This is a genomic window from Micromonospora echinospora (assembly GCF_900091495.1).
Classification (GTDB): Bacteria; Actinomycetota; Actinomycetes; order Mycobacteriales; family Micromonosporaceae; genus Micromonospora; species Micromonospora echinospora.
Window position 1 is genome coordinate 7,219,182 of record NZ_LT607413.1, and the last position, 22,285, is coordinate 7,241,466.

Consider the following 22,285-nt stretch of genomic DNA (forward strand, 5'->3'; position numbering starts at 1 on the left):
GCTCGGCTGCTCGGCTGCTCGGCTGCTCGGATGCTCGGGTGGTTGCAGGTTGCTCGCGTGGTTGGGGTGGTTGGGGTGGTTGGGGTGGTTGCAGGGGGCCCTTGCTACCGCTTTTTGATGAGGAAGGGTCCCCTGCAACCACCTCAGCAGCGGATGAGCGGCGGGAGCGGGCCGAGGCGTCGTCTATGCGGACGTCGTGGCGCCGGTGTGAACCGGCAGACGTACGGTGAACAGGGTCCGCCCGGGTCGGCTGTCCACCTCGACCCGACCGTGGTGGGCGTCCACCACGGCGGCCACGATGGCCAGTCCAAGGCCGGTGCTGCCGTGCGCCCGGGAGCGGGAGCTGTCGCCCCGGGCGAACCGTTCGAACACCTCCGGTTGCAGTTCCGCCGGGATACCGGGCCCGTCGTCGGCGACGGTCAGCACGGCGGTGTCCGGCTCGGCCCGCAGCGTGGTGGTGACGGTGGTGCCGGGCGGAGTGTGCACCCGCGCGTTGGTCAGCAGGTTGGTCACCACCTGGTGCAGCCGGGCGGCGTCGCCCGACACCTCGACCGCCTCGTCCGGCAGGTCGAGCTGCCAGCGCTGCTCGGGACCGGCGACGTGCGCGTCGCTGACCGCGTCGACCACCAGCGCGGACAGGTCGACCGGCTCGGACACCAGCGGTCGTCCCGAGTCGAGTCGGGCCAGCAGCAGCAGGTCGTCCACGAGGCTGGTCATCCGCACGCTCTCCGACTCCACCCGGCGCAGCGCGTGCGCCACGTCGGGCGGGGCCTGCGCGCGGCCCCGGCGGGCCACCTCCGCGTACCCCCGGATCGCGGCGAGCGGGGTACGCAGCTCGTGGCTGGCGTCGGCGACGAACTGGCGTACCCGGGTCTCGCTGGCCTGGCGGGCGGCGAGCGCGGCGGCGACGTGCCCGAGCATCCGGTTGAGCGCGACGCCGACCTGGCCGACCTCGGTGCGCGGGTCGGTGTCGGCGGCCGGCACCCGGACGGAGAGGGCGACCTCGCCCCGGTCCAGTGGCAGCTCGGTGACCCGGGTGGCGGTGGCGGCGACCCGGCGCAGCGGGCGCAAAGTGGCCTGGACGATCAGCGCGCCCGCCGAGCCGGCGAGCAGCAGGCCGACGGTGGCGATGCCGGCCTGCGCGGCGACCATCCGCCAGACGGTCTCCTGCACGCCGGCCAGCGGCACACCGAGGGCCCGGACGCTGCCGTCGCGGAACCGCTGCGCCACGAACCGGTAGTCGCCCCGGTCGCCGAGGTCGACGGTACGGGGCCGACCGTCGGTGGGCAGGGTGGCGACCGCCGCGACCTGGTCCGGGGAGACGGCCTCCTCGTCCCGGCCGGAGGTGAGCGTCCGGGCGGCGGTGACCTGGCCGTCGGCGGTCCAGGCGACGATCGTGCCGGTCGGGTAACCGGGCGGGACGCGCAGGGCGGCGATGTCGCGCAGCAGCCCGCCGGGCATGGTTCCGGCGGGCCCCCGGGGCTGCCAGTCCGGGGTCAACTGGTCGTCGACCTGGGAGATCAGGAAGAGCCGCAGCGCCACCGTGGTGATTCCGCCGACGCCGACGCTGACCAGGGCGAGCAGCACGACCAGGATGGCCACCAGCCGGGCGCGCAGGGACCAGCCGGTCACCCAGCGCCGCAGCGCCCGGCGGCCGTCGCGGCGGGCGCGGGCGGCGGTGGGGCCGGTCTCACGGGGCCGGCTTGAGGACATACCCCGCCCCACGCAACGTGTGGATCATCGGTTCGCGGCCGGCGTCGATCTTCTTCCGGAGGTACGAGATGTACAGCTCGACGACGTTCGCCTGCCCGCCGAAGTCGTAGTTCCAGACGTGGTCGAGGATCTGGGCCTTGCTGAGCACCCGGCGGGGGTTGCGCATCAGGTAGCGGAGCAGCTCGAACTCGGTGGCGGTGAGGGTGATCAGGTCGTCCCCCCGGCGGACCTCGTGGCTGTCCTCGTCGAGGCTCAGGTCGCCGACGGTGAGGACGGCGTCCTCGCGGGCGGCCACGGCCAGCCCGGCACGGCGCAGCAGCGCCCGGAGCCGGGCGATCACCTCCTCCAGGCTGAACGGCTTGGTGACGTAGTCGTCGCCGCCGACGGTCAGCCCGGCGATCCGGTCCTGCACCGCGTCCCGGGCGGTCAGGAAGAGCACCGGCACGTTCGGCGACTGCTCGCGCAGCCGGCGGAGCACCTGGAAGCCGTCCAGGTCGGGCAACATGACGTCGAGCACCACCACGTCCGGGCGGACCTGCCGGGCGCTGCTCAGCGCGGCCATGCCGTTGCCGGCGGTGGCCACCTGCCAGCCCTCGTAGCGCAGCGCCATGGCGAGCAGGTCGGTCAGGGTGGGCTCGTCGTCGACCACCAGCACGCGGACCGGCCCGCCGTCCGGGCGGCGCAGCTCGACCCGGCCCGGCAACGCATGCCCGTCGGTCACCATGGACACCATCCTGACCCGGGGTGCTGTGTTCCGTCTCGGTGTTCCCTGTGCGCCACCTGTGCGCGTCGCCGCAGTTCCCGGCCGCCCGCTCAACGGGCGCGGGCCCAGGAGAGGAAACGCAGGGCCAAGTCGGACGGGGCGGCGTCGTCCGGGTCTCCGGGCGGAAGGTCGGCCGCCGCGTCCTCCATCATCAGGTTCAAGTAGATCAGCAGGGTGGGCCGGTTCCCCCGGTACTCGACCAGCAGCCGTAGCCGGGCCGGCGAGCAGGGCCACGGGGCACCGCAGGCCCGACACCGCCAGGAGGGACGTGCGGCGGTGTGCTCGGGCCGACCACGCCCGGCGGTCATCGCGGCTCACCCTGCGGGGGCGAGGGCCAGGTCCCGAAGGTGACCGTGCCGTGTCCCCGCCACTCCTCGTGCGGCGGTTCGTGGCCGGGGACCAGGTTGCACACCGCCCGCCAGCGTCCCTCCCCGACGGTGGCCCCGCAGGTCTCCCCGAGGGCAAGGGCCTTCTCGTAGTCCCGGACGGTCAATCCGCCCACCTACCTTCGTCCGTTCGTCGTGGAAGGGCCGCCCCGCCTCCCCACGGGGGGGCGGCCCGGCAGGCACGGTCGCCGGGTCTCGCCTCCACCGACCGCGCCGCCTCCCAGCCACCCTCCCCCACAGTGGTCAGACAACTACAGCCCGTGAGAAGGTGGTGAGCAGACGTCTTCGCCATCCCGAAGGGAAGCCGAATGAACGATGCGTTCCGCGCCGCCCTGCATGCCACCGGCCACACCACCGAGTCCCTCGCCGAAGCGATAGGAGTCGATCCGAAGACCACCATGCGGTGGCTGACCGAGGGACGCGTGCCGTACCCCCGGCACCGCGCGGCAGCCGCCGAGGCCCTCGGCCGAGACATCTCGGACATCTGGCCGGACACATTCCGGCGAAAGGTGCCGCTGTGGTTCCGTCCCTGGCAGGAGATCGAGCGGGAGGCGGTGTCGCTGCGCTGGTTCGAACCCCTGGTCCTGCCCGGACTGCTCCAGACCGAGGCGTACGCCCGCGCCGTGCTGGCCGGCGGCGGGCTGCTCGCCCGGGGCGAGGTGGAGCGGCACCTGGCCACCCGGCTCGCCCGGCAGGGCATCCTCGCCCAGGACGACCCGCCCCAATTCACGGCGGTGATCGACGAGGCGGTGCTGCGCCGCCCGGTCGGCGGCCGGGAAACCATGCGTGAGCAGCTGTCGGCCCTGGTCACGGCGTGCGCCGCCCCGCACGTCCGGGTGCACGTGGTGCCGTCCACCGTGGGCGCCTACGCCGGGCTCAACGGCCCGTTCGTGGTCGCGCAGAGCCCCGACCACCGGCTCGCCGGATACCTGGACAACCAACTCCAGGGACACGTGGTCAGCGAGGCGGACGAGCTGGCGGCGATACTGGCAGCGTGGGAGAACGTGCGCGGCGAGGCGTTGTCCCACTGGCAATCCGTCGACCTCATCACGGAAGTGGCGAAGACATGGACCTGACCGGCGCACGGTGGCGGAAGAGCACTCGGAGCAGCGGCAACGGTGGCGCGTGTGTCGAGGTCGCCGACAACCTGCCCGGGGTGGTCGGCGTCCGCGACAGCAAGGACCCGGACGGCCCGGCGTTGGCCTTCTCCCCCACCGCCTGGCGGGCCTTCGTCACCCGGCTCGCCCCACCCGACTGACCCGTCGACCGACACGCCGGGCCGTCCATGGTGGACGCCGGCGCGGCGGCGGCTCGTGGTGGGATGGCCGGATGAGTGGACTCGCGGACCTGACCGCCGCTCCGGACCAGATCACGTACCTGGACGCCGCCGCCCGTACCCCGGTGGGTCTGGACTACAAGCGGCGCCTGCTCGCGGCGCTGGACGTCCGGCCGGGGCAGACGGCGGTGGACCTGGGCTGCGGGCCGGGCACCGACCTGGCCGCGCTGGCCGACGCGGTCGGCGCGGACGGCACGGTCGTCGGGATCGACCACCAGTCCCGGATGGTGGCCGAGGCCGCCGGCCGGCTCGCCGACCGTCCGAACGTCGCACTGCGGGAAGGAGACCTGCACGACCTGCCGTTGCCCGACGCCAGCGTGGACCGGCTCCGGGTGGACCGGGTCCTGCAACATGTCGAGCATCCGGAGCGGGCGGTCGCGGAGGCCCGGCGGGTGCTGCAGCCGGGCGGGCTGTTCGGCATGGCCGAGCCGGACTGGGACACCCTCGCCGTCGCCGACGCCGACGTCACCACCAGCCGCCGCTTCGCCCGGTTCACCGCCGGGCGGGTCCGCAACGCCACGATGGGCCGGCACCTGGTCCGGCTGGCCGACGCCGCCGGGTTCCGGATCCGGTCGGTCGAGCCGGTGGCGGTGCTGTTCCGGGACTTCGCCACCGCCGACGAGATCCTCGGCCTGCGGCGCAACGCGGCGCGGGCGGTGGCGGCCGGCGAGCTGGCCGAGGCGGACGTCGCGCCGTGGCTGCGCCGGCTGGAGACCGGCCCGCTGGTCGCCGGCTTCACGTTCTACCTGGTCGTCGCCGAGGTCTGAGCGCAGTCGCACACGACGGTCGCCCTCCGCGTCCGGGAACGCGGAGGGCGACCTCGGTGCCCGGCCGACGCCTACCGGGCGTCCCGGGAGAAGCACGCGGTGGCCTGCCCGGGTGACCGCCCCGACCTCCGTCGCGGGGCCACCGTTCCGGTAACCACCGTGCGCCACGGAGGTCCGGTCCGGGACAGCCGGACGCGCGCTCACGTCCCGGCACACAGCCGGCGCACAGCTTGGACCTGATCCCGTCCCAGTCTCGCCCGGCAGGCTCGGCCCGTGGACACCATCGATCGAGTATGCGAAACGCGCTGGTCGTACCGGGGTCGGCCGGTACGACTGGCGGTGGCCGGGGCGCGGCGGACGACGGCGGCGCGGCGGGTGGTGACCGGGGCGCTGGCCGCCCTGGACCGGATCACCGCCCCGGGGCGGGGTGAACTGGCCCGGGTACACCGGGCAGCGGGCCGTCCGGTGCCGGTCGGCCCGCTGCTGCGTGACCTGGTGGCGGTCGCCCTGGACGCGGCGCAGGCCAGCGACGGCGCCTGCGACCCGACGATCGGCGCGGCCCGGATCCGGCTGGCCGCCCGGGGCGGCCCGTTCCCTGTCTGCGGCTTCGGCACCGCCGTTCCGCCGCCCGCCGACGGCTGGCGGGCCGTGTCGCTGCACGGCGACCGGCTGACCGTGCCGCCGACGTTGCTGCTGGTCCTGGGCGGGACGGCAACGGCGTACCTGGCGCAGCGCTGCGCCGCCCAGATCGCCGAACGGTCGGCGGGCGGGGTGCTGGTCGCGATCGGGTCCCGGGTGGCGACGGCCGGCCCGGTGCCGCCCGGAGGCTGGCCGGTGCCGGTGGGCGGCCGGACGATCCGGCTGCGCGGTGGCGGGCTGGCCACCGCGTCCGCGAGCCGCCCCGACGGTGGCGACGTGCTCGATCCGCGTTCCGGCCAGGCCCCGGAGCTGCCCGGGACGGCGGTGACGGTGATCGCCCCGGACACGGTACGGGCGGCCACCCTCGCCGTCACCGCCCTGGTCCGTGGCGCGGACGGCCCCGGATGGCTCGCCGGCCAGGACTGTTCCTGGTGGATCGACCCGGACCGGGCGGGCGCCCCCCTCGCGCCTCCGGTCCGGTGGTAGCCGACCGGAGAAGGTGGTAGCCGGGGCAAGGTGCTAGCCGGGGCAAGGTGCTAGCCGGGGCAAGGTGCTAGCCGGGGCAAGGTGCTAGCCGGGGCAAGGTGGTAGCAGGGGACCCCTGCTCATCAAAAAGCGGTAACAGGGGTCCCCTGCTACCTTCCGGTGATGCGGCAGCGGCAACGACGAGACGGCTCGGCGGGTCCACTGGCCGGCAGGGTCGTCCTGGTGACCGGGGCGGCGCGGGGCATCGGGGAACACACCGCCCGGGTCGCCGCCGCCCGGGGTGCCCGGGTCGGTCTGGTCGGTCTGGAGCCGGAGCGCCTGGCCGCGCTCGCCGCCGACCTCGGTCCCGGGCACGTGTGGTTCGCCGCCGACGTCACCGACCAGGCGAGTCTGGAGGCGGCCGTCGACGGCACGCTGACCGCGCTGGGCGGGATCGACGCGGTGGTCGCGAACGCGGGCGTGGCGAACCGGGGCACCCTGGCGGTCGGGGATCTGGACGCGATGGTGCGGACCGTCGAGGTGAACCTGATCGGGGTGATGCGGACGGCGGCGGCGACGGTCGACGCGCTGATCGCCCGCCGGGGCTACCTGCTGATCGTGTCCTCGGCGGCGGCGTTCGCCGCGCCGCCGGGGATGGCCGCCTACTGCGCGTCGAAGGCGGGCGTGGAGCAGTTCGGCACCTCGATCCGACTGGAGCTGGCCCACCACGGGGTCGCCGTCGGCACCGCGCACCCGTCCTGGATCGACACCGACCTGGTCCGCGACGCCCGCGCCGACCTGCCCGCCGTCGCCGAGTTGCTGGCGAAGCTGCCCTGGCCGATGCGGCGGACCACGTCGGTGCGGGAGTGCGCGGAGGCGTTCGTTCGCGCTGTCGAGCGGCGGCAGCGACGGGTGTACGTGCCGCGCTCCGTGGGCCTGGTGCGGGCCAGCCGCGCGCTGCTGGTCAGTCCGCTGGCCGACCTGGTGATGGCCCGGCACGCGCGACGGGCCGTACCCGAGTTGGAGACGCAGGTGCGGGCCCTGGGGCGCGGGTTCGGCGTGACCACGGCGCTGCCGGACGTCGCGGACTCCGGCCACGCCGGACGGCGGGACACGTCGCCCGACCGGGCCTGATCCGCGCCGGAACCCAAGATCGCCGGTCGTCGGTTTGTCCTGCTCCGGCCTCGGGTACCGGCTCGGGAGCGGCACGGCCGACGGGCGAGTCACGGCCCACGGGCACCGGACGAGGCGAGGAGCGACGCGATGAGGACGCTGGACGGGCGGTACCGGCTCGAACAGCGGATCGGCGTCGGCGGCATGTCGGAGGTCTGGCGGGCGCACGACGTGGTGCTGGACCGGACGGTGGCGGTGAAACTGATCTCCCCCGGTCAGGACGACGCGACCTCGGTGGAGCGGATCCGCGCCGAGGCGCGCTCGGCGGCCCGGCTGGTGCACCCGAACGTGGCGAGCGTGCACGACTTCGGCACCTCGACGACGGTCACCGGGCAGCCGGTGCCGTACATCGTGATGGAGCTGGCCGAGGGGGAGACTCTCGCCGCCCACGTCCGCTCCGGTCCGTTGGACTGGCGGATCACGGTCCGGGTCTGTGCCGAGGTGAGCGCCGCGCTGGCCGCCGCGCACGCCCACGGCATCGTGCACCGGGACGTGAAGCCGGCGAACGTGGTGCTCACCCCGGCCGGGGTGAAGGTGCTGGACTTCGGTATCGCCACCCCCGCCGGCACGCGGGACCCGATGCCGGAGGGGATGGTGGTGGGCACCCCGGCGTACCTCGCCCCGGAGCAGTTGGCCCGGCAACCGGCCACCACCGCCGCCGACATGTACGCCCTCGGGGTGCTGCTGTACTACTGCCTCACCGGCCGCCTGCCGTACCCGGCGGCGACGGCGACCCAACTGCTGGTGACGGGTCGCCGGCCGGCTCCGGAGCCACTGCCGGCGATCGACGGCCTGCCGCCCGAGGTGGCCGACCTCTGCCGGCGGTGTCTGGACGAGGACCCGTTGGCCCGGCCGACCAGTCTGGTCGCCGCGCTGGTGTTGGCCGAGGCGGTCGACGCGCGGGTGTACGTGCCGCTGGCCGCGGTGCCACCCCGGCCCCGCTCGGCGGGCACCGTGTCGCCGTGGTCCGACCGGGCGGCGGCCGAGCCGACCGAGGTGGCGGTGGTGGCGGATCACTGCGGTCCGACGGGCTGAGGCGGTCGGACCGCCCGGCCACCCCTCGCGGCGGTTTCGCCGGGCGGGTGCCGGGTAGCCGTGCCGGGATGACGGGAGGAACGCGATGTCGGATCCGAGTTCCTGGTTCCACGAGGCCATGGCGACCGCCGAGGGTGGTCACGTACGCACCGACGACGGTGGGCTCTCCACGGCGCTGGCCTCCCCGCTCGCGCCGCACTGTTCCGGGTTGACCCCGGAGCAGCTGCTCGCGGCGGCCTTCGCCTCGTGTCTGCACCACGCGGCGGTCGAGGCGGCCAAGGACATCACCGACGAGGCGCACACCGTGCAGGTCCGCGCCGAGGTCAGGTTGGGTCGCGCCGACGACGGCCGGTACGAGGCGGACGTGCACGCCTCGATCGCCTCCACCGGCCTGAGTCGCGACCAGCTCGCCGGCCTGGTGGCGCAGGCGGACCGGCTCTGGCCGTTCTCCAGCGACGACCGGCACCGGCTGACCGTCACGGCGGCGGAGAACGGCCGACACTGAGACCATCCCCCGTACGGGCCGGTAGCCGGTCGACCGGATGGCGCTTTCGGCACTCCGGACGGCGGAGGTCCGGACCGGGGCGCGACGGGGGTTCTGCCGTGTCCGGATCGCCCCCGGAAGGCAACTCCTGAAGTGATTTGCCGCCGATGCCGGCCCCGCCCGATCCGGTATGACATCTGACGGTATGAAGGGCGCGAATCTAGCCGGATGTGGTTCATGCCACTATTCACGCCGATGGCAACGGTCCCGATCCTTTCTAGCCTCGGCGGGTGCGCCACGACGACTCCGTTGACCAGAAGCTGCCCCGAGTCCGACCGGACACCCGTTCGGCGGACGGGGCATCCCCCGAACGACGCGTCGGCCGGCACCGGGCCGAGGACCGCCGGCCCCCGGGCCGGGCGTGGCACGCCACCACCGGTGTGCGGGTGGCGCTCGCCGCCGGAGTGACCTGCTGCCTCGGTGTCGGTGCCGTCGTCGGGACGCAGGCCGTGACCGGCGACGAGGAGCCGCTGCGCGAGTCGCTGGCCGACCGGGCGGTCAGCGCCGCCGAGGCCGACCGGCGGGCGTCCCGGTCGTACCAGCGCGGCCCGGTACCGACGCCGAGCGCCTCCACCAGCCCCTCCGCCGCCGCGAAGCCGACCGTCTGGCCGCAGCGACCCGTCCGACCGAAGCCGGTGGCCGGCCTCACCCAACGCCAGATGGACAACGCCAAGGCGATCGTGGACGTCGGCGTCGAGCTACGGATGCCCCGCCGGGCGCTGGTGGTGGCGATCGCCACCGCGATGCAGGAGAGCGACCTGCACAACCTCGCCAACGACCGGATCGCCGAGTCGGCCCGGTACCCGCACCAGGGCAGCGGCACCGACCACGACTCGGTGGGCCTATTCCAGCAGCGACCGAGCAGCGGCTGGGGCAGCGTCCGCGAGCTGATGCAGCCGGCGTACGCCGCCCGGGTCTTCTACCGCGCGCTGCGCGAGGTGTCGGGGTGGGAGGACATGAGCGTCACGGCCGCCGCGCAGGCGGTGCAGCGGTCGGCCTACCCGGGCGCGTACGCCAAGCACGAGCGCCGGGCCACCACCGTGGTCGACGCGCTGACCTGACCGGCGGCGGCGCGTCTCGGGGCGGCCACGGTCGGCGGCACCGTGGCGGTCAGGCGCAGCGGCGGTCAGGAGCGCTTGGGCAGCACCACGACGCGACCGAAGAACTCGTCGATGCGCCGGACGACGTCGTTGAAGTCGTCGAGGTCGATCGGCTTGGTGACGTAGGCGTTGGCCTGGAGGGTGTAGCTGCCCACGATGTCGGTGTCCGCGTTGGACGTGGTCAGCACCACGATCGGGATGGTCCGCAGGTCGTCGTCGCTCTTGACCTCGCCCAGCACCTGCCGGCCGTCCATCCGGGGCATGTTCAGGTCGAGGAGGATGACGTCCGGCCGCTGGGCGTCGGTGTGCCGGCCCTCCTGACGGAGGAACTCCATCGCCTCCTGGCCGTCGCCGACCACGTCGATGACCTTCTCGACGTCGGAGTCCTCCAACGCCTCCTCGATCATCAGCACGTCACCCGGGTCGTCGTCCACCACCAGGATGCGGACCGGTCCGGACCTCTCTGCGCCCATGACTACCTGCCTCTTCGTGGGGGTGGAGCGATGGCCGGGCGATCACAGCCGGCGGGGAAATCTAACCGATCAGTGGTGGGCGTGCGACGCCGGGTCGGCGGTCGGATCGTATCGGAGCAACTCGGCCAGACCGGTCATCCGCAGGATCCGGTCGACCCGCCCGGTCGCGCCGGTGAGCCGCAGCCAGCCACCCGCCGCGGCGCAGGCGTTGTCGCCCCGGAGGAAGGCGGCGATCCCGGTGGAGTCACAGAAGGTCAACCCGTCCAGGTCGACCAGGAGTCGCACCTGGCCGTCGGCGAGGAGACCGTCGATCGCCGTGGCCAACCGGGGCGCGGTGCTCAGATCGAGTTCACCGGCGAGGCGCAGACGAACTCCCCCGCCATCCCGTTGGACGTGCGCGACGGTGAACGTCAACGTGGTCCCTCTCGCTCCGACCACACGCGAATGCTTGCGGTGGAGCAAGTATAAGCAGGCGTCGGGTGCGGACCACCACCACCGGGCCGCCGGCCCGGTGGGACCGTGCGCCGACCCGCCCCCTCAGCGACGGGTGACCGCCGGGGAGGCCGCCGCCACGGCACGTCCCCCGTCGAGGAACCGCTTGGCCCGGGGGAAGTCCCGCAACGCCTGGGCGAGGAAGGCCAGGGTCAGCTCCACCGAGACCGCCGGGACACCCCGGCTGGTGAGGATCATGGCCAGCCAGTCGACGAACTCGGTGAAGAGGTCACCGTCGTCGACGTAGACCGCGGCGGCGAGGAAGTCGACGATGTGGCCGAGGTCGCTGACGGTGGAGTCGAGCTGGGCGGCGGTGTAGTCGGCCGTCTGCGGGAACCGGTCCCGCAGGTCGGCCAGGGCCGCGTCGATCAGCTCGGCGCGCCGCCGCAGCAGCCCGGCGTACTCGTCGTCGGCCAGGTGGGCCAGGTCGGCGGCGGGCACCCGCCGCAGCGCACGCTCGTCAGCGACGAGTTCGGCGGCCGTCGGGGCGTCCGGCGCCCAGGCCACGCCCAGCCGGCGGGCCCACCGCCCGCCCGTCCCGAAACCGCGACCGCCGACCAGCACCGGCACGTCGGAGCGGCGGCAGGTCTCGATCATGCGGTGGGCGTACGGCAGCCGCATCGGCAGCGCGCAGGCCAGGGCGACCGCGTGCGCGTCGTACCGCTGGAGGTACGCCACCAGGTGCGCGGCCGGCACGCTCGCGCCGAGGAAGGTGACCTGCCAGCCGCGCAGTCGCAGGACCTCGGACACCAGCCGGGCGGGCAGGCCGTGCCACTCCCCGTCCATACAGGCCACCACGACGTGACCACGGTCGGGGCGGGGGCTGGCCGACGAGGAGACCGCGGCGACGACCCGCTCGCTGATGTGCGTCGCGGCGTGCTCCTGCGCGACGCTCCACTCGTTGCGCGCCCAGCGCTCCCCCACCTCCGCCTGCGCCGGGGCGACCAGGTCGAGCAGGACCCGCTCGGCGGGCACCCCGTCGGCGAGCAGGTCCATCGCCACGTCCACCGCCGCGTACTCGTCGGCGCCCTCCAGGCAGTCGAGGTACGCCGGGTACGCGGCGGTCAGGTCGGTACGGGTGGCGGCGCTGGTCACGGTGCGTCACGTCCTCGGGTTTCGGTGTCCCGAGCCGACCGGCTGCGGGACGGGGGCGGCACCGGCCAGGTCGGGCACCGCGTGCAGGTGCCGGGACCCGCGCCCGGCGGCGCCCACCGCCCGCATCGCCAGCACCGCGATGTCGTCGTGGTCGCGGTGGGCGAGCCAGTCGCCGGTGACCTGCTCGATCCGTTCGGCGAGCGCGGGCGCCGGCATCCGGTGGCACCCGCTGATCGTGTGCACCAGCCGGTCCACGCCGAACAGTTCGTCGCCCCGCCGGCCGCCCCGGGCCTCGGTGACCCCGTCGCTGTAGAGCAGGCAGGTCTCGCCGGGGGCGAGCCGGACCGTCACCTCGCCGACGCGTGGGTCGGGCACCACCCCGATCAGCATGCCGCTGAGGGCGACCGGCTCCACCTCGCCGGAGGCCCGCAGCACCAGCGGCGGCAGGTGGCCGCCACCGGCCATGGTGAGCGACAGGCCGCCGTCGCGCTGCGGCCGGACCACCCCGAGCACCATCGTGGCGAACCGGCCCTGACCGTTGGCGAGGGTGGTCTCCAGCAGCGCGTCGTTGAGCAGCCGGAGCAACCGGGCGGGCTGGAACTCGACCCGGTGCAGCGCCTGGAGGCACTGGCGGAGCTGACCGGTGAAGACGGCCGCCTCCACGCCCTTGCCGGAGACGTCGCCGAGGTAGAACAGGCAACCCCCGTCGGGCAGCCGGTGGGCGCCGTAGAAGTCCCCGCCGATGCGCAGTCCGGCCTGGGCCGGACGGTAGGCGGTGCCCCACTGCACCCCGGTCGCCTCGATCGGCTCGACCGGCAGCAGGCTGGCCTGGAGGGTGTCGGCCACCTCGGCCTGGTCGCGGTAGAGCAGCGCCGAGGTCAGCGCCGCGCCGGCCCGGGAGGCGAACGCGCGGACCAGGTCCACGTCGGACTCGTCGTAGGGCCGGGTCGCCCGGCGGGCGACGAGCAGCACGCCGGTCGGGGTGCCCCGGCCGGGCAACGGCGCCAGCCGGGCACAGACGTCCGGTACCGCCAGTCCGGGCAGCCAGCCGGCTTCGGCGGCCTGCTCGACCAGCCAGTCCACCGCGTGCGGCTCGACCCCGTCGAGTCCCTCGTCGATCGCGGGCGGCAGGTCGGAGGCGCCGAGGACGCCGCTGTCCACGCTGGGCACGTCCTCGTCCACCCGGGCCGCCCGCCACCAGCGGACCCGACCGGCGCGCGGGGCGAGGACCAGCACCGCGACGTCGCCCAGGGTGGGCACGGCGAGCCGGACCGTGGCCGCCGCCGCCCGGTCGGGGTGCAGCGGGTTGCCGAGCTTCTCCCCGGCGGTGGCGAGGAACGCCGAGCGGGCCCGTTCGGCCAGGAGGGCGTCCGCCCGGCTGACGCTCTCGGTGACGTCCTCGACGTACCGGCAGCAGCGGTTGGCGGAGAGCGGCACCCGACGGACCCGCAGTCGCCGGCCGTGGTGGGTGAACTCGACCGGGCCGTCGGCGACGGTCAGCGCCGTCACCCCGGCGGCGGCCAGGACCTCCCCGAGGGTGACCTCGGGGAGCAGCCGTTCGGCGACCGGGCTGAGGTGGCGCACCACCCCGTCGGCGTCGCAGACGACGAAACCCTCGCGGAAGTGCTCGACGACCTCGGACCAGTCGGGTCCGGTCGCCTCGTGGTCCGGGTCGAGGGGCGGGAGCGGCGGCGCAGGGCGGTGCGGGGCGTCGGCGGACCACGCCGGAGCCCGTGTGGCACTCGGCGTGGAGATCCGCCCGTCGCCCGGGTCACAGTCCCTGACGTCGGCAGCAGTCACCAGCTAAGCCCCACTCCTTCTCGACACCCTCGCTCCGCCTGTCGTGGCGTGTGTGATCCAATCTCCTTCGCCCCAGCCTACGCCGGTATGCCGGTAACGCCACCCGTGGTCGGGGTCGGCGTACCCGGCACGCGGCCCGGGCGGTTGTTACGATTCCGGGAAACTGCCTGCCCGGTAGCCCTGCGGAGAGGCGTGATGTCGGTGCCCCAACGGAGGAAACCCGAATCGACACCGTTGACCATGTCGATCGACGACGCCGACTCCACGGCACCCCTGATCACCGTCGCGGGTGACCTGGACTTCACCACCGCCACACCGCTGCGCACCGCGCTCGACCACCTGCTGGCCGCCCGACCGCCGGTCATCGTGCTGGATTTCGGTGGTCTGCTGTTCATCGACAGCACCGGACTCGCGGTGATCGTGCACGCCTGGCGCGAGGGGCACCAGCAGGGCACCGTCATCCGACTCCGCGCCGTCCCCCGTTTCCTGGCGACGATCCTCGACATCACCGGTGTCAGCGGCCTGCTGGCCCGGACGACCCGCGAGGACGAACGTGAGCAGCCCGCCACGCTGGCCTGACCGACCCCGGGGGTTTTCCGGCCCACACCACCTGGGAACATGGTGCAGATGCCACGCGAGCTGTTGACGATCGAGGTGAGCCGGGTCGCGCCCCGGCAGGCCCTGCTGCGGCTCGCCGGCGAACTCGACTTCGACACCGCCCCGGACCTGGTCCGGGTGGCGAAGCAGGTCCGGGCCGAGGGGTACGACGAGGTCACCGTCGACCTCACCGACGTGACACTCTGCGACTCCTCCGGGCTGAGCGCGATCGTCGTCCTCTACCGCAGCGGGGCGCGGACGGTCCGGCTCACCGGCATGAACAACCAGGTCCAGCAGTTGCTGAGCCGCACCGGACTGGCCGAACTGCTGGCCGGTCCGCGTCCCGGCGAGCGTGACGCGGGCGGTTCCGTGCCGGACGACGGGGCACACGAGGTCGGCTGACCGGCCACCGCCGCACCCGGGTCACCCCACGACGACGGCCTGCGACGCGACCGGGAGACGCCGCCCCTCGGGCTCGGGCAGGAGGTCGTCCGGTCGTCCCGCCTCGGGCGACTGGAAGAGGTAGCGGACGAACTCCGCGCCCGCCTCGTTGTCCTCGGCTCCCGGCCACTGCCCCACGCAGTCGACGCCGATGACCTCCCGGCCGGCGCCGTCGGCCTCCTCCAGCAGTGCCCAGACGGTCACCGGATAGCAACGGGTGGCGTCCGGGGCGAGTTGCCAGCGGGCGTACCACCCGGGTCGCGCGGGGACGATCTCGACAATTCGTTTCATGACGACCTTCCCTTCCGCGTACCTCGGAAGTTCTCACGGTCCACTGCCGATCATGCGCCCCGCCGGGGTGAGCGCCCGTCACCCCGGCGGCATGAACCCCGACGACGGCGCTGCGCCGCCGGCCGCCGAGCCGGTTTCGGGTCGGGTGGTGCCGGGAAGCCGCCGGGAGCCAGCCGACGAGGAAGTGAGGTCAGCGGATGAGGAAGCAGATGGAAGGGGACAACCAGCGCCGCCGTGCGCTCGCCCGCCAGTCCCGGGAACGCGGCCGGCAGCCCAGCGGCGACGCCGCCACCCTCGGCGCCTCCAAACAGCTCACCCGCCTGGACCGGGGCAAACGGGCGGGTCCGCCCCCGGCCGGTGTCCACAAGCCGGACAGCAGCCGGGGCGGTCCGGTGCCGCCGCCGGCCGGTCGGCCGTCCGCCGCACGGCCGGGACCCCGGCCCGGTCCGGGCCGGCCGGAGACCATCGGCCTGGGGTACCGGGAGTTGGTCGGCGACGTCAGTCGGCGGACCGGGGTGGACTTCCGGGAGGCCAAGGTCGGCGCGGAGGCCACCGTGCTGGTGCTGTCCCGGGCCCTGGACGAGGCCGACCGGCAGCGGCTGCTGCGGGCGGTGCCGGTGTCGTTGCACGACGTGACCCCGGTCGACGGGATCGAGCAGCACCGGGACCTGCCGGGCTTCGTCGGCGAGGTGGCCCGGATCAGTGGCCGGACCCCGGAGCAGGCCCGGTACCAGGCCGAGGCGACCATGGCCGCGCTGGCCACGCGGGACGGGCGTCTGGTGGCGTCGCTGCGCGTACCGGAGGGGTTGCGCGACCTGCTCACTCCGCCGGAGGCCGGTGGCGGCCTGGTCGGACCGACCGGGGCGACCGCGCCGCTGAACGCGGACGAGCTGCGCGCCGCCCTGGCCGACCTGCCCTACTGGTCGGCGCGGGGTCCGACGCTGTCGCGCAGCATCGCCCTGCCCCCGCCGAACCTGGACCGGGTGCTCGACCAGATCGACCAACTGCGCCGGGACACCGGCCGGGGCCCCGCGATCTCCCGACAGACCGGCTCCAGCGCCGTGCTCACGGTGCGCAGCCGCCGGGCGGACGCGGTCACCGCACGCGACGTCGACCTGGCCCACCGGGTCGACGACGCGATCGAGGAGGCGGGTGCCGGGATGGCCGGCTGAGCCCCGCCCGGGCGGGGCCGGCGGTCGTCCGCCGGCCCCGGCGGCGGGACGGCCGGGAACGCGTCGCGGCGGGTCGGCTACCGTGCCGGTCGTGGACGGGGACGACGGACCGGTGCTGGTGGTGGACCCCACCCGGCGAACCGGGCGCACCCTGCTCGCGGCGGGGGTCGAGCAGTCGTACGTCGACGTCGCCGACCCGACCCACCTGCGGTTCGAGTACGTGCGGCGGATGGCGGCGGTGCTCGACCTCGCGGCGGCGTCGGGCGTACCGCTGCGGGCGCTGCACCTCGGCGGCGGCGCGCTGACCCTGCCCCGCTACCTGGCCGCCACCCGGCCCGGGTCGACGCAGCTGGTGGTGGAGCGGGACGCGGCCCTGCTCGACCTGGTGATGCGGGAGCTGCCCCCGCCACCGGGGGTCCGGACCGAGGTCGGCGACGCGCGTGCCGCCCTGGCCGGCCAACCGGCCGGCGGGTACGACGTGGTGCTCGCCGACGTCTACTCCGGGGCTCGGATGCCGGCGCACGTGTGCACCGTCGAGTTCGTCGCCGACGTGGCCCGCGCCCTGCGCCCGGACGGGCTCTACCTGGTCAACCTGACCGACCTGCCGCCGCTGGTCTTCTCCCGGGTGCAGGCGGCCACCCTCGGCGTGGTCTTCGCCGAGGTGTGCCTGGTCGCCGCCCGGCGCATGCTCGGCGGCCGGCGGTACGGCAACGTCGTGCTCGCCGCCGCGGCGCGACCCGGCCGGCTCCCGGTACGCCGGCTCGCGGCGCGGGTGGCCCGGGACCCGTCGCCCGGCACGGTGCTGCACGGCCCGGAGCTGGCCGCCTTCGTGGCCGGCGCGGCACCGGCCACCGACGCCGCCCGGTTCGTCACCTGAGCGCCGTTTTCTCCGCCCCGGAGCGGGTAGCCGCGCCGGATGAGCAGCCCCGACGACCGGCTCACCGCACGCCGGGTGGCCATCGTCATCGGGCTGGTGCTGGCCACGCTGCTCGGGCTGGCGCTGCTCTGGGCCGTTCGCCGGGTGCTGGTCTGGATCCTGCTGGCCGCCTTCCTCGCCGCCGCCCTGAAGCCGGCCGTGGACCACCTGGAACGCCGGTTCGTCCGCCGCCGGACCCTCGCCACGCTGCTGGTGTTCCTCGCGGCGTTCGGGCTGCTCGCCGCCGTGGGAGCGGTGATCGTGGTGCCGCTGGTGGACGAGGTGGCCCGCTTCGTCGAGCGGGCGCCGGAGCTGGTCCGGGACATCCGGGCCGGACAGGGACGCCTCGGTGAGCTGGTGGACCGGTTCGGGCTGCGCCGGTACGCGGAGAGCCACCGCGACGAGCTCCAGCAGTACGGCGACCGGTTGCGGAAACCGGCCCTGGGTGTGGTGCGCGGCGTGCTGGAGGCGGTGGTCGGGACGGTCACCGTGGCGGTGCTGGCGTACCTGATGGTGCTGGAGTTTCCCCGGATGAGCGCCGCGCTGCTCGCCCTGAGCGGGGACGGGGCCGGTGACCGGCTGCGTCGGATCGGCCGGGAGTGCGGTCGCACCGTCACCGGGTACGTCACCGGGAACCTGGTGATCAGTCTGATCTGCGGCAGCCTGACGTTCGTCGTCCTCGCCGCGCTGGGCGTCCCGTTCGCCGCCGTGATCGCCCTGGTGGTCGCCGTGGCGGACCTGGTGCCGCTGGTGGGTGCGACGATCGGGGCGCTGGTGGCGGCCGGGGCGGCGTTCGTGCACTCCCCCACCGCCGGCATCGTCACGCTGGTCTTCTTCGTGCTCTACCAGCAGGTGGAGAACCACCTGCTGCAACCGGTGATCATGGCACGGGCGGTCCGGCTGAACCCGCTGACGGTGCTGGTCAGCGTGCTGCTCGCGGCCGAACTCGCCGGTCTGCTCGGGGCGCTGCTGGCCATCCCGGCGGCCGGGATCCTCCAGGTCCTGCTCCGGGAGGCCGACCTGCCCCGCCGGCTGCTCCGCCGAGGGACGTGAGCGCCACCGGCGCCTGCGGGGCGGGCCGCCTCCGGTCCTGTTCCGGGCTGGTCGGAAAGTGCCGGCTGGCCCTGGAACGCGTCACCGGTGCCGCACCGCCACCTCGGGGGCGGAGCTCTCCAGCGGCACGGCGTTCGCCGGCACGAGGCCGAGTTGCACGGCGGGACGCGGCAGGGCGGCGTCGAGCACCCAGTCCGCCCCCACCCGGGCCCGGTTGCCGGGCATGGCGAGCAGGTGGTAGCCCCGGGTGACCGTCTTCGCCGGCAGCCCGGAGAGCGACACCTTGAGCGGGTTCGCGGCGGCGTCCCGGCCGCCCAGGTCGACCACCCAGCCCAGGTCGTGGTGCCGGTACGGCCGGCGCCGTCCCTGCCCGTAGGAGGCGGCGATGTTGTGGGCGACCAGCTTGCCCTGCCGCTGGGCGTGCTGGGCGGTCATCGCGCAGATGCCGCCCGGCTTGGTCAGGTCGGGCACGGCGGCGGCGTCGCCGCAGGCGTAGACCTCGGGGAAGCCGGGGACGCCGAGGTACTCGTCGACCACCAGCCGGCCCTTCTCGGTGCGCAGCCCCAACTCGGCGACGAACGGGTCGGGGCGGACGCCGACGCACCAGGCCAACGTGCAGGTCGGCACGTAGTCGCCGTCGGTGAGCTTCACCCCGTCGGCGGTGGCCTCGGCCACCGAGGTGCCCATCCGCACGTCGACGCCCCGCCGGGTGAGCACCCGCTGCGCGGTCTCGGACATCCGCTGGTCCAGCTCGGGCAGGACCCGGGAGGCGACGTCGAGCAGCATCCAGCGGGGCCGGACGGTCAGTCCGGGTCGCGTGGCGGCGAGCTTGTCGGTGAAGAGCTGGCCGTGCGCGGCGACCTCGGTGCCGGTGTAGCCGGCCCCGACCACGACGAAGGTCGCCCGGGCCTGCTGCTCCGCCGGGTCGGCGGCCTGCTCGGCCAGCTCGATCTGACGGATCACGTGGTCGTGCAGGTAGAGCGCCTCGGGCAGGCCCCGGAAGCCGTGCGCGTACTCGGTCACCCCGGGGATCGGCAGGAGCTTGTTGACGCTCCCGACGGCGAGCACCAGGCGGTCGTAGGCCAGTCGCCCCTGGTCGCCCTCGGGCTGGGTGAAGCCGACCCAGCGGTTGTGCAGGTCCACCCGGTCGGCCTCGCCGACGATCACCCGGACCCCGTCGAGCGTCCCGTTGAGCGGCACCGAGACCCGCTTCGGCTCCACCACCCCGGCGGCCACCTCGGGCAGCAACGGCAGGTAGAGGAAGTAGTCGGTGGAGTTCAGCACCAGGATCTCGGCCCGGCCCCGGGCCAGCCGGGCCAGGGTCTTCGCCGCGTGGTAACCGGCGAACCCGGCTCCCACGATCACCACACGAGGTTTCGTCATGTCCGGTGCCCTTCCCGCCGTCGGGGCGGACAAACCTGACCGACCGGACGTGGTTGATCTCCGACTCCGCCGGGTGCGCCCTACCGGCCGGCCGAGTCGACGACGGCCGGTGTCCGGACGCGCAGGGGTCGCCATCGGAGCGTCCGTTGCCGGTCACCCGCCCGTCGCCCGGCGGACAGCGGGGCCGACCATCGTCGTCGCCGGAGGGCCCGACCAGGGCGCGGACGGTGTCGACCCGACCGGTCGAACCGCGCACCGTCCCGGCTGACCTGCGGGAAGCTGGTTTTCGGGCCGTCGCCGGGGCGTCCCGGCGCAGCAGGACGTCCGTCGTCCCCACCGGCCCGGCCGCCGACCGCCCGGGGCCAGAAGGAGGGTCACCGTGCAGGCACCCGACGTCAGCGTCGTCGTCCCGGTCTACGACACCATGCCGTACCTGCGGGCGTGCCTGGCGTCGCTGCTCGGGCAGACCATCGGCCACCGGCGGATGGAGATCGTCGCGGTCGACGACGGTTCCACCGACGGCGGCGGGCAGCTGCTGGACCAACTCGCCGCCCGCCACCCGGACACCGTGCGGGTGCGGCACCAGGCCAACTCCGGCGGCCCGGCGAACCCCTGCAACCGGGGCCTGGAACTGGCCACCGGACGGTACGTCTTCTTCGTCGGCTCCGACGACAGGCTCGGCCCGGAGGCCCTGGAACGCCTGGTCACGGCGGCCGACCGATACGACTCGGACGTGGTGCTGGGCCGGGCGGTGGGGGTCAACAGCCGGCACATGTTCCAGGAGATCTTCGCCGAGAGCCGGGTCGACGTGGACCTGTTCGACTCGGCGCTGCCCTGGTCGCTGGCGAACATCAAGCTGTTCCGCCGCGAGCTGGTCGAACGTCACCACCTGCGGTTCTGCGAGGACATGCCGATCCTCAGCGACCAGCCGTTCACGCTGGAGGCCTGCTACCGGGCCCGGCGGATCTCGGTGCTGGCCGACTACGACTACTACCACGCGGTACGCCGGCTCGACGCCCGCAACATCACCTACCGCAGCCGGCTGGACCAGCGGCTGCGTTGCGTGGAGCTGCTGGTCGACCGGGTGGCCGAGCTGATCCCGCCCGGCAAGCAGCGCGACGCGGTGCTGCGGCGGCACTTCGGCCTGGAGGTGGCCCACCTGGTCGGCGACGACCTGCCCCGGCTGGACGGACCGACCCGGGAGCGGGTGTACGAGGTGGTGCGGCGGCTGGTCGACCGGTACCTCACCGACGACCTGCGCGACCGGCTCGACATCGAGGCCCGGCTGCGGCTGTCCGCCGCCGGGAGCGGGTTGGACGACCTGCTCGCCGTGATCACGCAGGACGCCGAGCGGGGCGTCCCACCGACCGTCGTGGCCGGGGACCGCTGGCACGCCGGCTACCCCGGGGTGGGGCTGCCCGCCTGGACCGACGTGACCGGGGTCCGCGCCGACTGGCTGGCCCGCCTGGACGCGGTCGCGGTGAGTTGGGAGGGCACCCGGAGCCTCACCGTCACCGCCCGCAGCCCGCACCCCGACCTCGGGCGGGCCGTCGGCGGCCCGGTCCACGTCCGGGCCGGCCGGATCGCCGGCGACACCCTCGACGTCACGCCCGACGCGCGGGGCAGCCTGGTGCGGGTCCGCTTCCCGGTGGACCGGCTGCTCGCCGGCAGCGCCGCGACCGGTCAACGCCACCCGCTGCGGGTCGAGGTGGACGGAACGGCCGGCCGGGGCAGCGCCGCGCTGCGCGCTCCCGGGCTGACGCCGACCCGGCCCCGGATCCGCCGGCACGGCACCCGGCTGTGCGCGGTCACCACCAGCCTCGATGCCCGGACCGGACAGCTGGTGCTGGCGGTGGTGCCGGTGACCGCGGCCCGGCTGGCCGCCCGGCTACGACGTGCGGGGCGGTGACCCGGACGGTCGATCCGCCCGGGCCGGCGGCCCCGACACCCGCTGCGGACACGCCCGGGGCGGGCCGGGCTCCGGGTGAGGACAGGCGGTACCGTCGGGCCGGGAGAGCGGATCCCACCGACGGTGGAGGCGGTCACGGCCAGGGAGAAGGGACGCGCGCTCATCGCGTCCAACAAGAAGGCGCGCCACGACTACACGATCCTCAAGACGTACGAGGCGGGCATCGTGCTGGTCGGCACGGAGGTCAAGTCGTTGCGGGCCGGGCGGGCGTCGCTGGTCGACGCGTTCGCCCAGGAACGCGATGGCGAGATCATGCTGTACGGGCTGCACATCGCCGAGTACGGCTTCGGCACATGGACCAACCACGCGCCCCGGCGCACCCGCAAGTTGCTGCTGCACCGGGTGGAGATCGCGCGGATCCTGGAGAAGCTCCGTGACGGCGGGCTGACCCTGGTGCCGTTGTCGATGTACTTCGAGAACGGCTGGGCCAAGGTCGAGCTTGCCCTGGCGCGCGGCAAGAAGTCGTACGACAAGCGGCAGTCCCTGGCCGAGCGGGACGCCAACCGGGAGATCGCCCGGGAGCTGGGCCGGCATCTCAAGGGACAGCGCCGACGCCAGCGCACCCCCTGACGGGCGGCGGTGGCCTCGCCGCGCTGTCCCGTCGTCTCGCCGACACCGCCGCCGGCACGACCTCGGTCACGCGGCGATCAGCCTGGCGGACATTCCACCGCCAACCGGCCAG

The 22,285-nt window shown here is 74.5% G+C and carries 25 protein-coding genes; 15 read left to right on the forward strand and 10 right to left on the reverse strand.

Annotated elements, in window-relative coordinates; all coding sequences use genetic code 11:
- Window positions 1–183: 183 nt before the first annotated feature.
- From GA0070618_RS30690 to GA0070618_RS30705, 4 genes are all read right to left on the reverse strand, one after another.
- Window positions 184–1,632 (reverse strand): sensor histidine kinase, encoded by a 1,449-nt coding sequence (locus GA0070618_RS30690; protein WP_231931975.1) that lies wholly within the window; start codon window positions 1,630–1,632, stop codon window positions 184–186.
- A 58-nt stretch (window positions 1,633–1,690) separates the two neighbouring features.
- On the reverse strand, window positions 1,691–2,437 hold the full coding sequence (locus GA0070618_RS30695; RefSeq protein WP_088985960.1) for a response regulator transcription factor: 747 nt from the start codon (window positions 2,435–2,437) through the stop codon (window positions 1,691–1,693).
- An 89-nt stretch (window positions 2,438–2,526) separates the two neighbouring features.
- The gene (locus GA0070618_RS30700) at window positions 2,527–2,784 is read right to left on the reverse strand and encodes a flavin reductase (RefSeq protein ID WP_088984755.1); all 258 of its coding nucleotides are present in this window, start codon (window positions 2,782–2,784) and stop codon (window positions 2,527–2,529) included.
- Window positions 2,781–2,978, reverse strand: coding sequence for a hypothetical protein (locus tag GA0070618_RS30705; protein WP_088984756.1), 198 nt, complete (start codon window positions 2,976–2,978; stop codon window positions 2,781–2,783). The genes GA0070618_RS30700 and GA0070618_RS30705 overlap by 4 nt, the downstream gene beginning before the upstream one ends.
- A 192-nt stretch (window positions 2,979–3,170) precedes the next feature.
- Between GA0070618_RS30705 and GA0070618_RS30710 the strand changes: the two genes are divergently transcribed.
- The 8 genes from GA0070618_RS30710 to GA0070618_RS30745 all read left to right on the forward strand — a co-directional run bounded on the left by GA0070618_RS30710 (window position 3,171) and on the right by GA0070618_RS30745 (window position 9,882).
- Window positions 3,171–3,938: a Scr1 family TA system antitoxin-like transcriptional regulator gene (locus GA0070618_RS30710; RefSeq protein WP_088984757.1), complete on the forward strand. Its 768-nt coding sequence runs from the start codon at window positions 3,171–3,173 to the stop codon at window positions 3,936–3,938.
- Window positions 3,929–4,120, forward strand: a complete 192-nt coding sequence (locus tag GA0070618_RS30715; protein WP_088984758.1) for a DUF397 domain-containing protein — start codon at window positions 3,929–3,931, stop codon at window positions 4,118–4,120. Before GA0070618_RS30710 ends, GA0070618_RS30715 begins: the two co-directional genes overlap by 10 nt.
- A 71-nt stretch (window positions 4,121–4,191) precedes the next feature.
- Window positions 4,192–4,965, forward strand: coding sequence for a methyltransferase domain-containing protein (locus GA0070618_RS30720; RefSeq protein ID WP_088984759.1), 774 nt, complete (start codon window positions 4,192–4,194; stop codon window positions 4,963–4,965).
- Window positions 4,966–5,238: 273 nt separating this feature from the next.
- Entirely contained in the window at window positions 5,239–6,090 is an 852-nt protein-coding gene (locus tag GA0070618_RS30725; RefSeq protein ID WP_088984760.1) for an FAD:protein FMN transferase, read from the forward strand.
- A gap of 162 nt (window positions 6,091–6,252) precedes the next feature.
- Window positions 6,253–7,203 carry an SDR family oxidoreductase gene (locus GA0070618_RS30730; RefSeq protein WP_088984761.1) on the forward strand — a complete coding sequence of 317 codons (951 nt, stop codon included), beginning with the start codon at window positions 6,253–6,255 and terminating at the stop codon, window positions 7,201–7,203.
- Between the two features lie 129 nt (window positions 7,204–7,332).
- Entirely contained in the window at window positions 7,333–8,277 is a 945-nt protein-coding gene (locus tag GA0070618_RS30735) for a serine/threonine-protein kinase (RefSeq protein ID WP_088984762.1), read from the forward strand.
- Between the two features lie 85 nt (window positions 8,278–8,362).
- A complete protein-coding gene (locus GA0070618_RS30740) occupies window positions 8,363–8,782 on the forward strand; it encodes an OsmC family protein (RefSeq protein WP_088984763.1) in 420 nt (139 codons plus the stop codon).
- A 269-nt stretch (window positions 8,783–9,051) separates the two neighbouring features.
- Window positions 9,052–9,882 (forward strand): hypothetical protein, encoded by an 831-nt coding sequence (locus GA0070618_RS30745; RefSeq protein WP_170107784.1) that lies wholly within the window; start codon window positions 9,052–9,054, stop codon window positions 9,880–9,882.
- Window positions 9,883–9,947: 65 nt separating this feature from the next.
- Here GA0070618_RS30745 and GA0070618_RS30750 read toward each other — a convergent pair whose 3' ends face one another.
- The 4 genes from GA0070618_RS30750 to GA0070618_RS30765 form a co-directional block, all read right to left on the reverse strand.
- A complete protein-coding gene (locus GA0070618_RS30750) occupies window positions 9,948–10,394 on the reverse strand; it encodes a response regulator (protein WP_088984764.1) in 447 nt (148 codons plus the stop codon).
- Between the two features lie 69 nt (window positions 10,395–10,463).
- Window positions 10,464–10,832, reverse strand: coding sequence for an STAS domain-containing protein (locus GA0070618_RS30755; RefSeq protein ID WP_231931522.1), 369 nt, complete (start codon window positions 10,830–10,832; stop codon window positions 10,464–10,466).
- 99 nt (window positions 10,833–10,931) lie between these two features.
- The gene (locus tag GA0070618_RS30760; RefSeq protein ID WP_088984766.1) at window positions 10,932–11,981 is read right to left on the reverse strand and encodes a cobalamin B12-binding domain-containing protein; all 1,050 of its coding nucleotides are present in this window, start codon (window positions 11,979–11,981) and stop codon (window positions 10,932–10,934) included.
- A 6-nt stretch (window positions 11,982–11,987) separates the two neighbouring features.
- Window positions 11,988–13,781, reverse strand: a complete 1,794-nt coding sequence (locus GA0070618_RS30765; RefSeq protein WP_088984767.1) for a PP2C family protein-serine/threonine phosphatase — start codon at window positions 13,779–13,781, stop codon at window positions 11,988–11,990.
- Window positions 13,782–14,021: 240 nt separating this feature from the next.
- On the opposite strand from GA0070618_RS30765, the gene GA0070618_RS30770 reads away from it, so the two are divergent.
- Both GA0070618_RS30770 and GA0070618_RS30775 read left to right on the forward strand, forming a co-directional pair.
- A complete protein-coding gene (locus GA0070618_RS30770; protein ID WP_172900348.1) occupies window positions 14,022–14,360 on the forward strand; it encodes an STAS domain-containing protein in 339 nt (112 codons plus the stop codon).
- Between the two features lie 48 nt (window positions 14,361–14,408).
- Complete coding sequence (locus GA0070618_RS30775) at window positions 14,409–14,780, forward strand: STAS domain-containing protein (protein WP_088985963.1); 372 nt, start codon at window positions 14,409–14,411, stop codon at window positions 14,778–14,780.
- Between the two features lie 21 nt (window positions 14,781–14,801).
- Here the strand turns inward: GA0070618_RS30775 and GA0070618_RS30780 are convergent, their stop codons facing one another.
- Entirely contained in the window at window positions 14,802–15,110 is a 309-nt protein-coding gene (locus GA0070618_RS30780) for a hypothetical protein (protein WP_088984768.1), read from the reverse strand.
- 197 nt (window positions 15,111–15,307) lie between these two features.
- Between GA0070618_RS30780 and GA0070618_RS30785 the strand changes: the two genes are divergently transcribed.
- From GA0070618_RS30785 to GA0070618_RS30795, 3 genes are all read left to right on the forward strand, one after another.
- Complete coding sequence (locus GA0070618_RS30785; RefSeq protein WP_088984769.1) at window positions 15,308–16,282, forward strand: DUF2267 domain-containing protein; 975 nt, start codon at window positions 15,308–15,310, stop codon at window positions 16,280–16,282.
- Between the two features lie 91 nt (window positions 16,283–16,373).
- A complete protein-coding gene (locus tag GA0070618_RS30790) occupies window positions 16,374–17,159 on the forward strand; it encodes a spermidine synthase (RefSeq protein WP_088985964.1) in 786 nt (261 codons plus the stop codon).
- 39 nt (window positions 17,160–17,198) lie between these two features.
- Complete coding sequence (locus tag GA0070618_RS30795; protein ID WP_088984770.1) at window positions 17,199–18,251, forward strand: AI-2E family transporter; 1,053 nt, start codon at window positions 17,199–17,201, stop codon at window positions 18,249–18,251.
- Between the two features lie 81 nt (window positions 18,252–18,332).
- On the opposite strand, the gene GA0070618_RS30800 is transcribed toward GA0070618_RS30795, so the two are convergent.
- Complete coding sequence (locus GA0070618_RS30800; RefSeq protein ID WP_088984771.1) at window positions 18,333–19,634, reverse strand: NAD(P)/FAD-dependent oxidoreductase; 1,302 nt, start codon at window positions 19,632–19,634, stop codon at window positions 18,333–18,335.
- Between the two features lie 379 nt (window positions 19,635–20,013).
- Here GA0070618_RS30800 and GA0070618_RS30805 point away from each other — a divergent pair, with 379 nt between their 5' ends.
- Both GA0070618_RS30805 and smpB read left to right on the forward strand, forming a co-directional pair.
- Window positions 20,014–21,543, forward strand: coding sequence for a glycosyltransferase family 2 protein (locus GA0070618_RS30805; protein ID WP_088984772.1), 1,530 nt, complete (start codon window positions 20,014–20,016; stop codon window positions 21,541–21,543).
- 123 nt (window positions 21,544–21,666) lie between these two features.
- Window positions 21,667–22,173, forward strand: a complete 507-nt coding sequence (smpB, locus tag GA0070618_RS30810; RefSeq protein ID WP_088984773.1) for an SsrA-binding protein SmpB — start codon at window positions 21,667–21,669, stop codon at window positions 22,171–22,173.
- The last annotated feature ends 112 nt before the right edge of the window (window positions 22,174–22,285 follow it).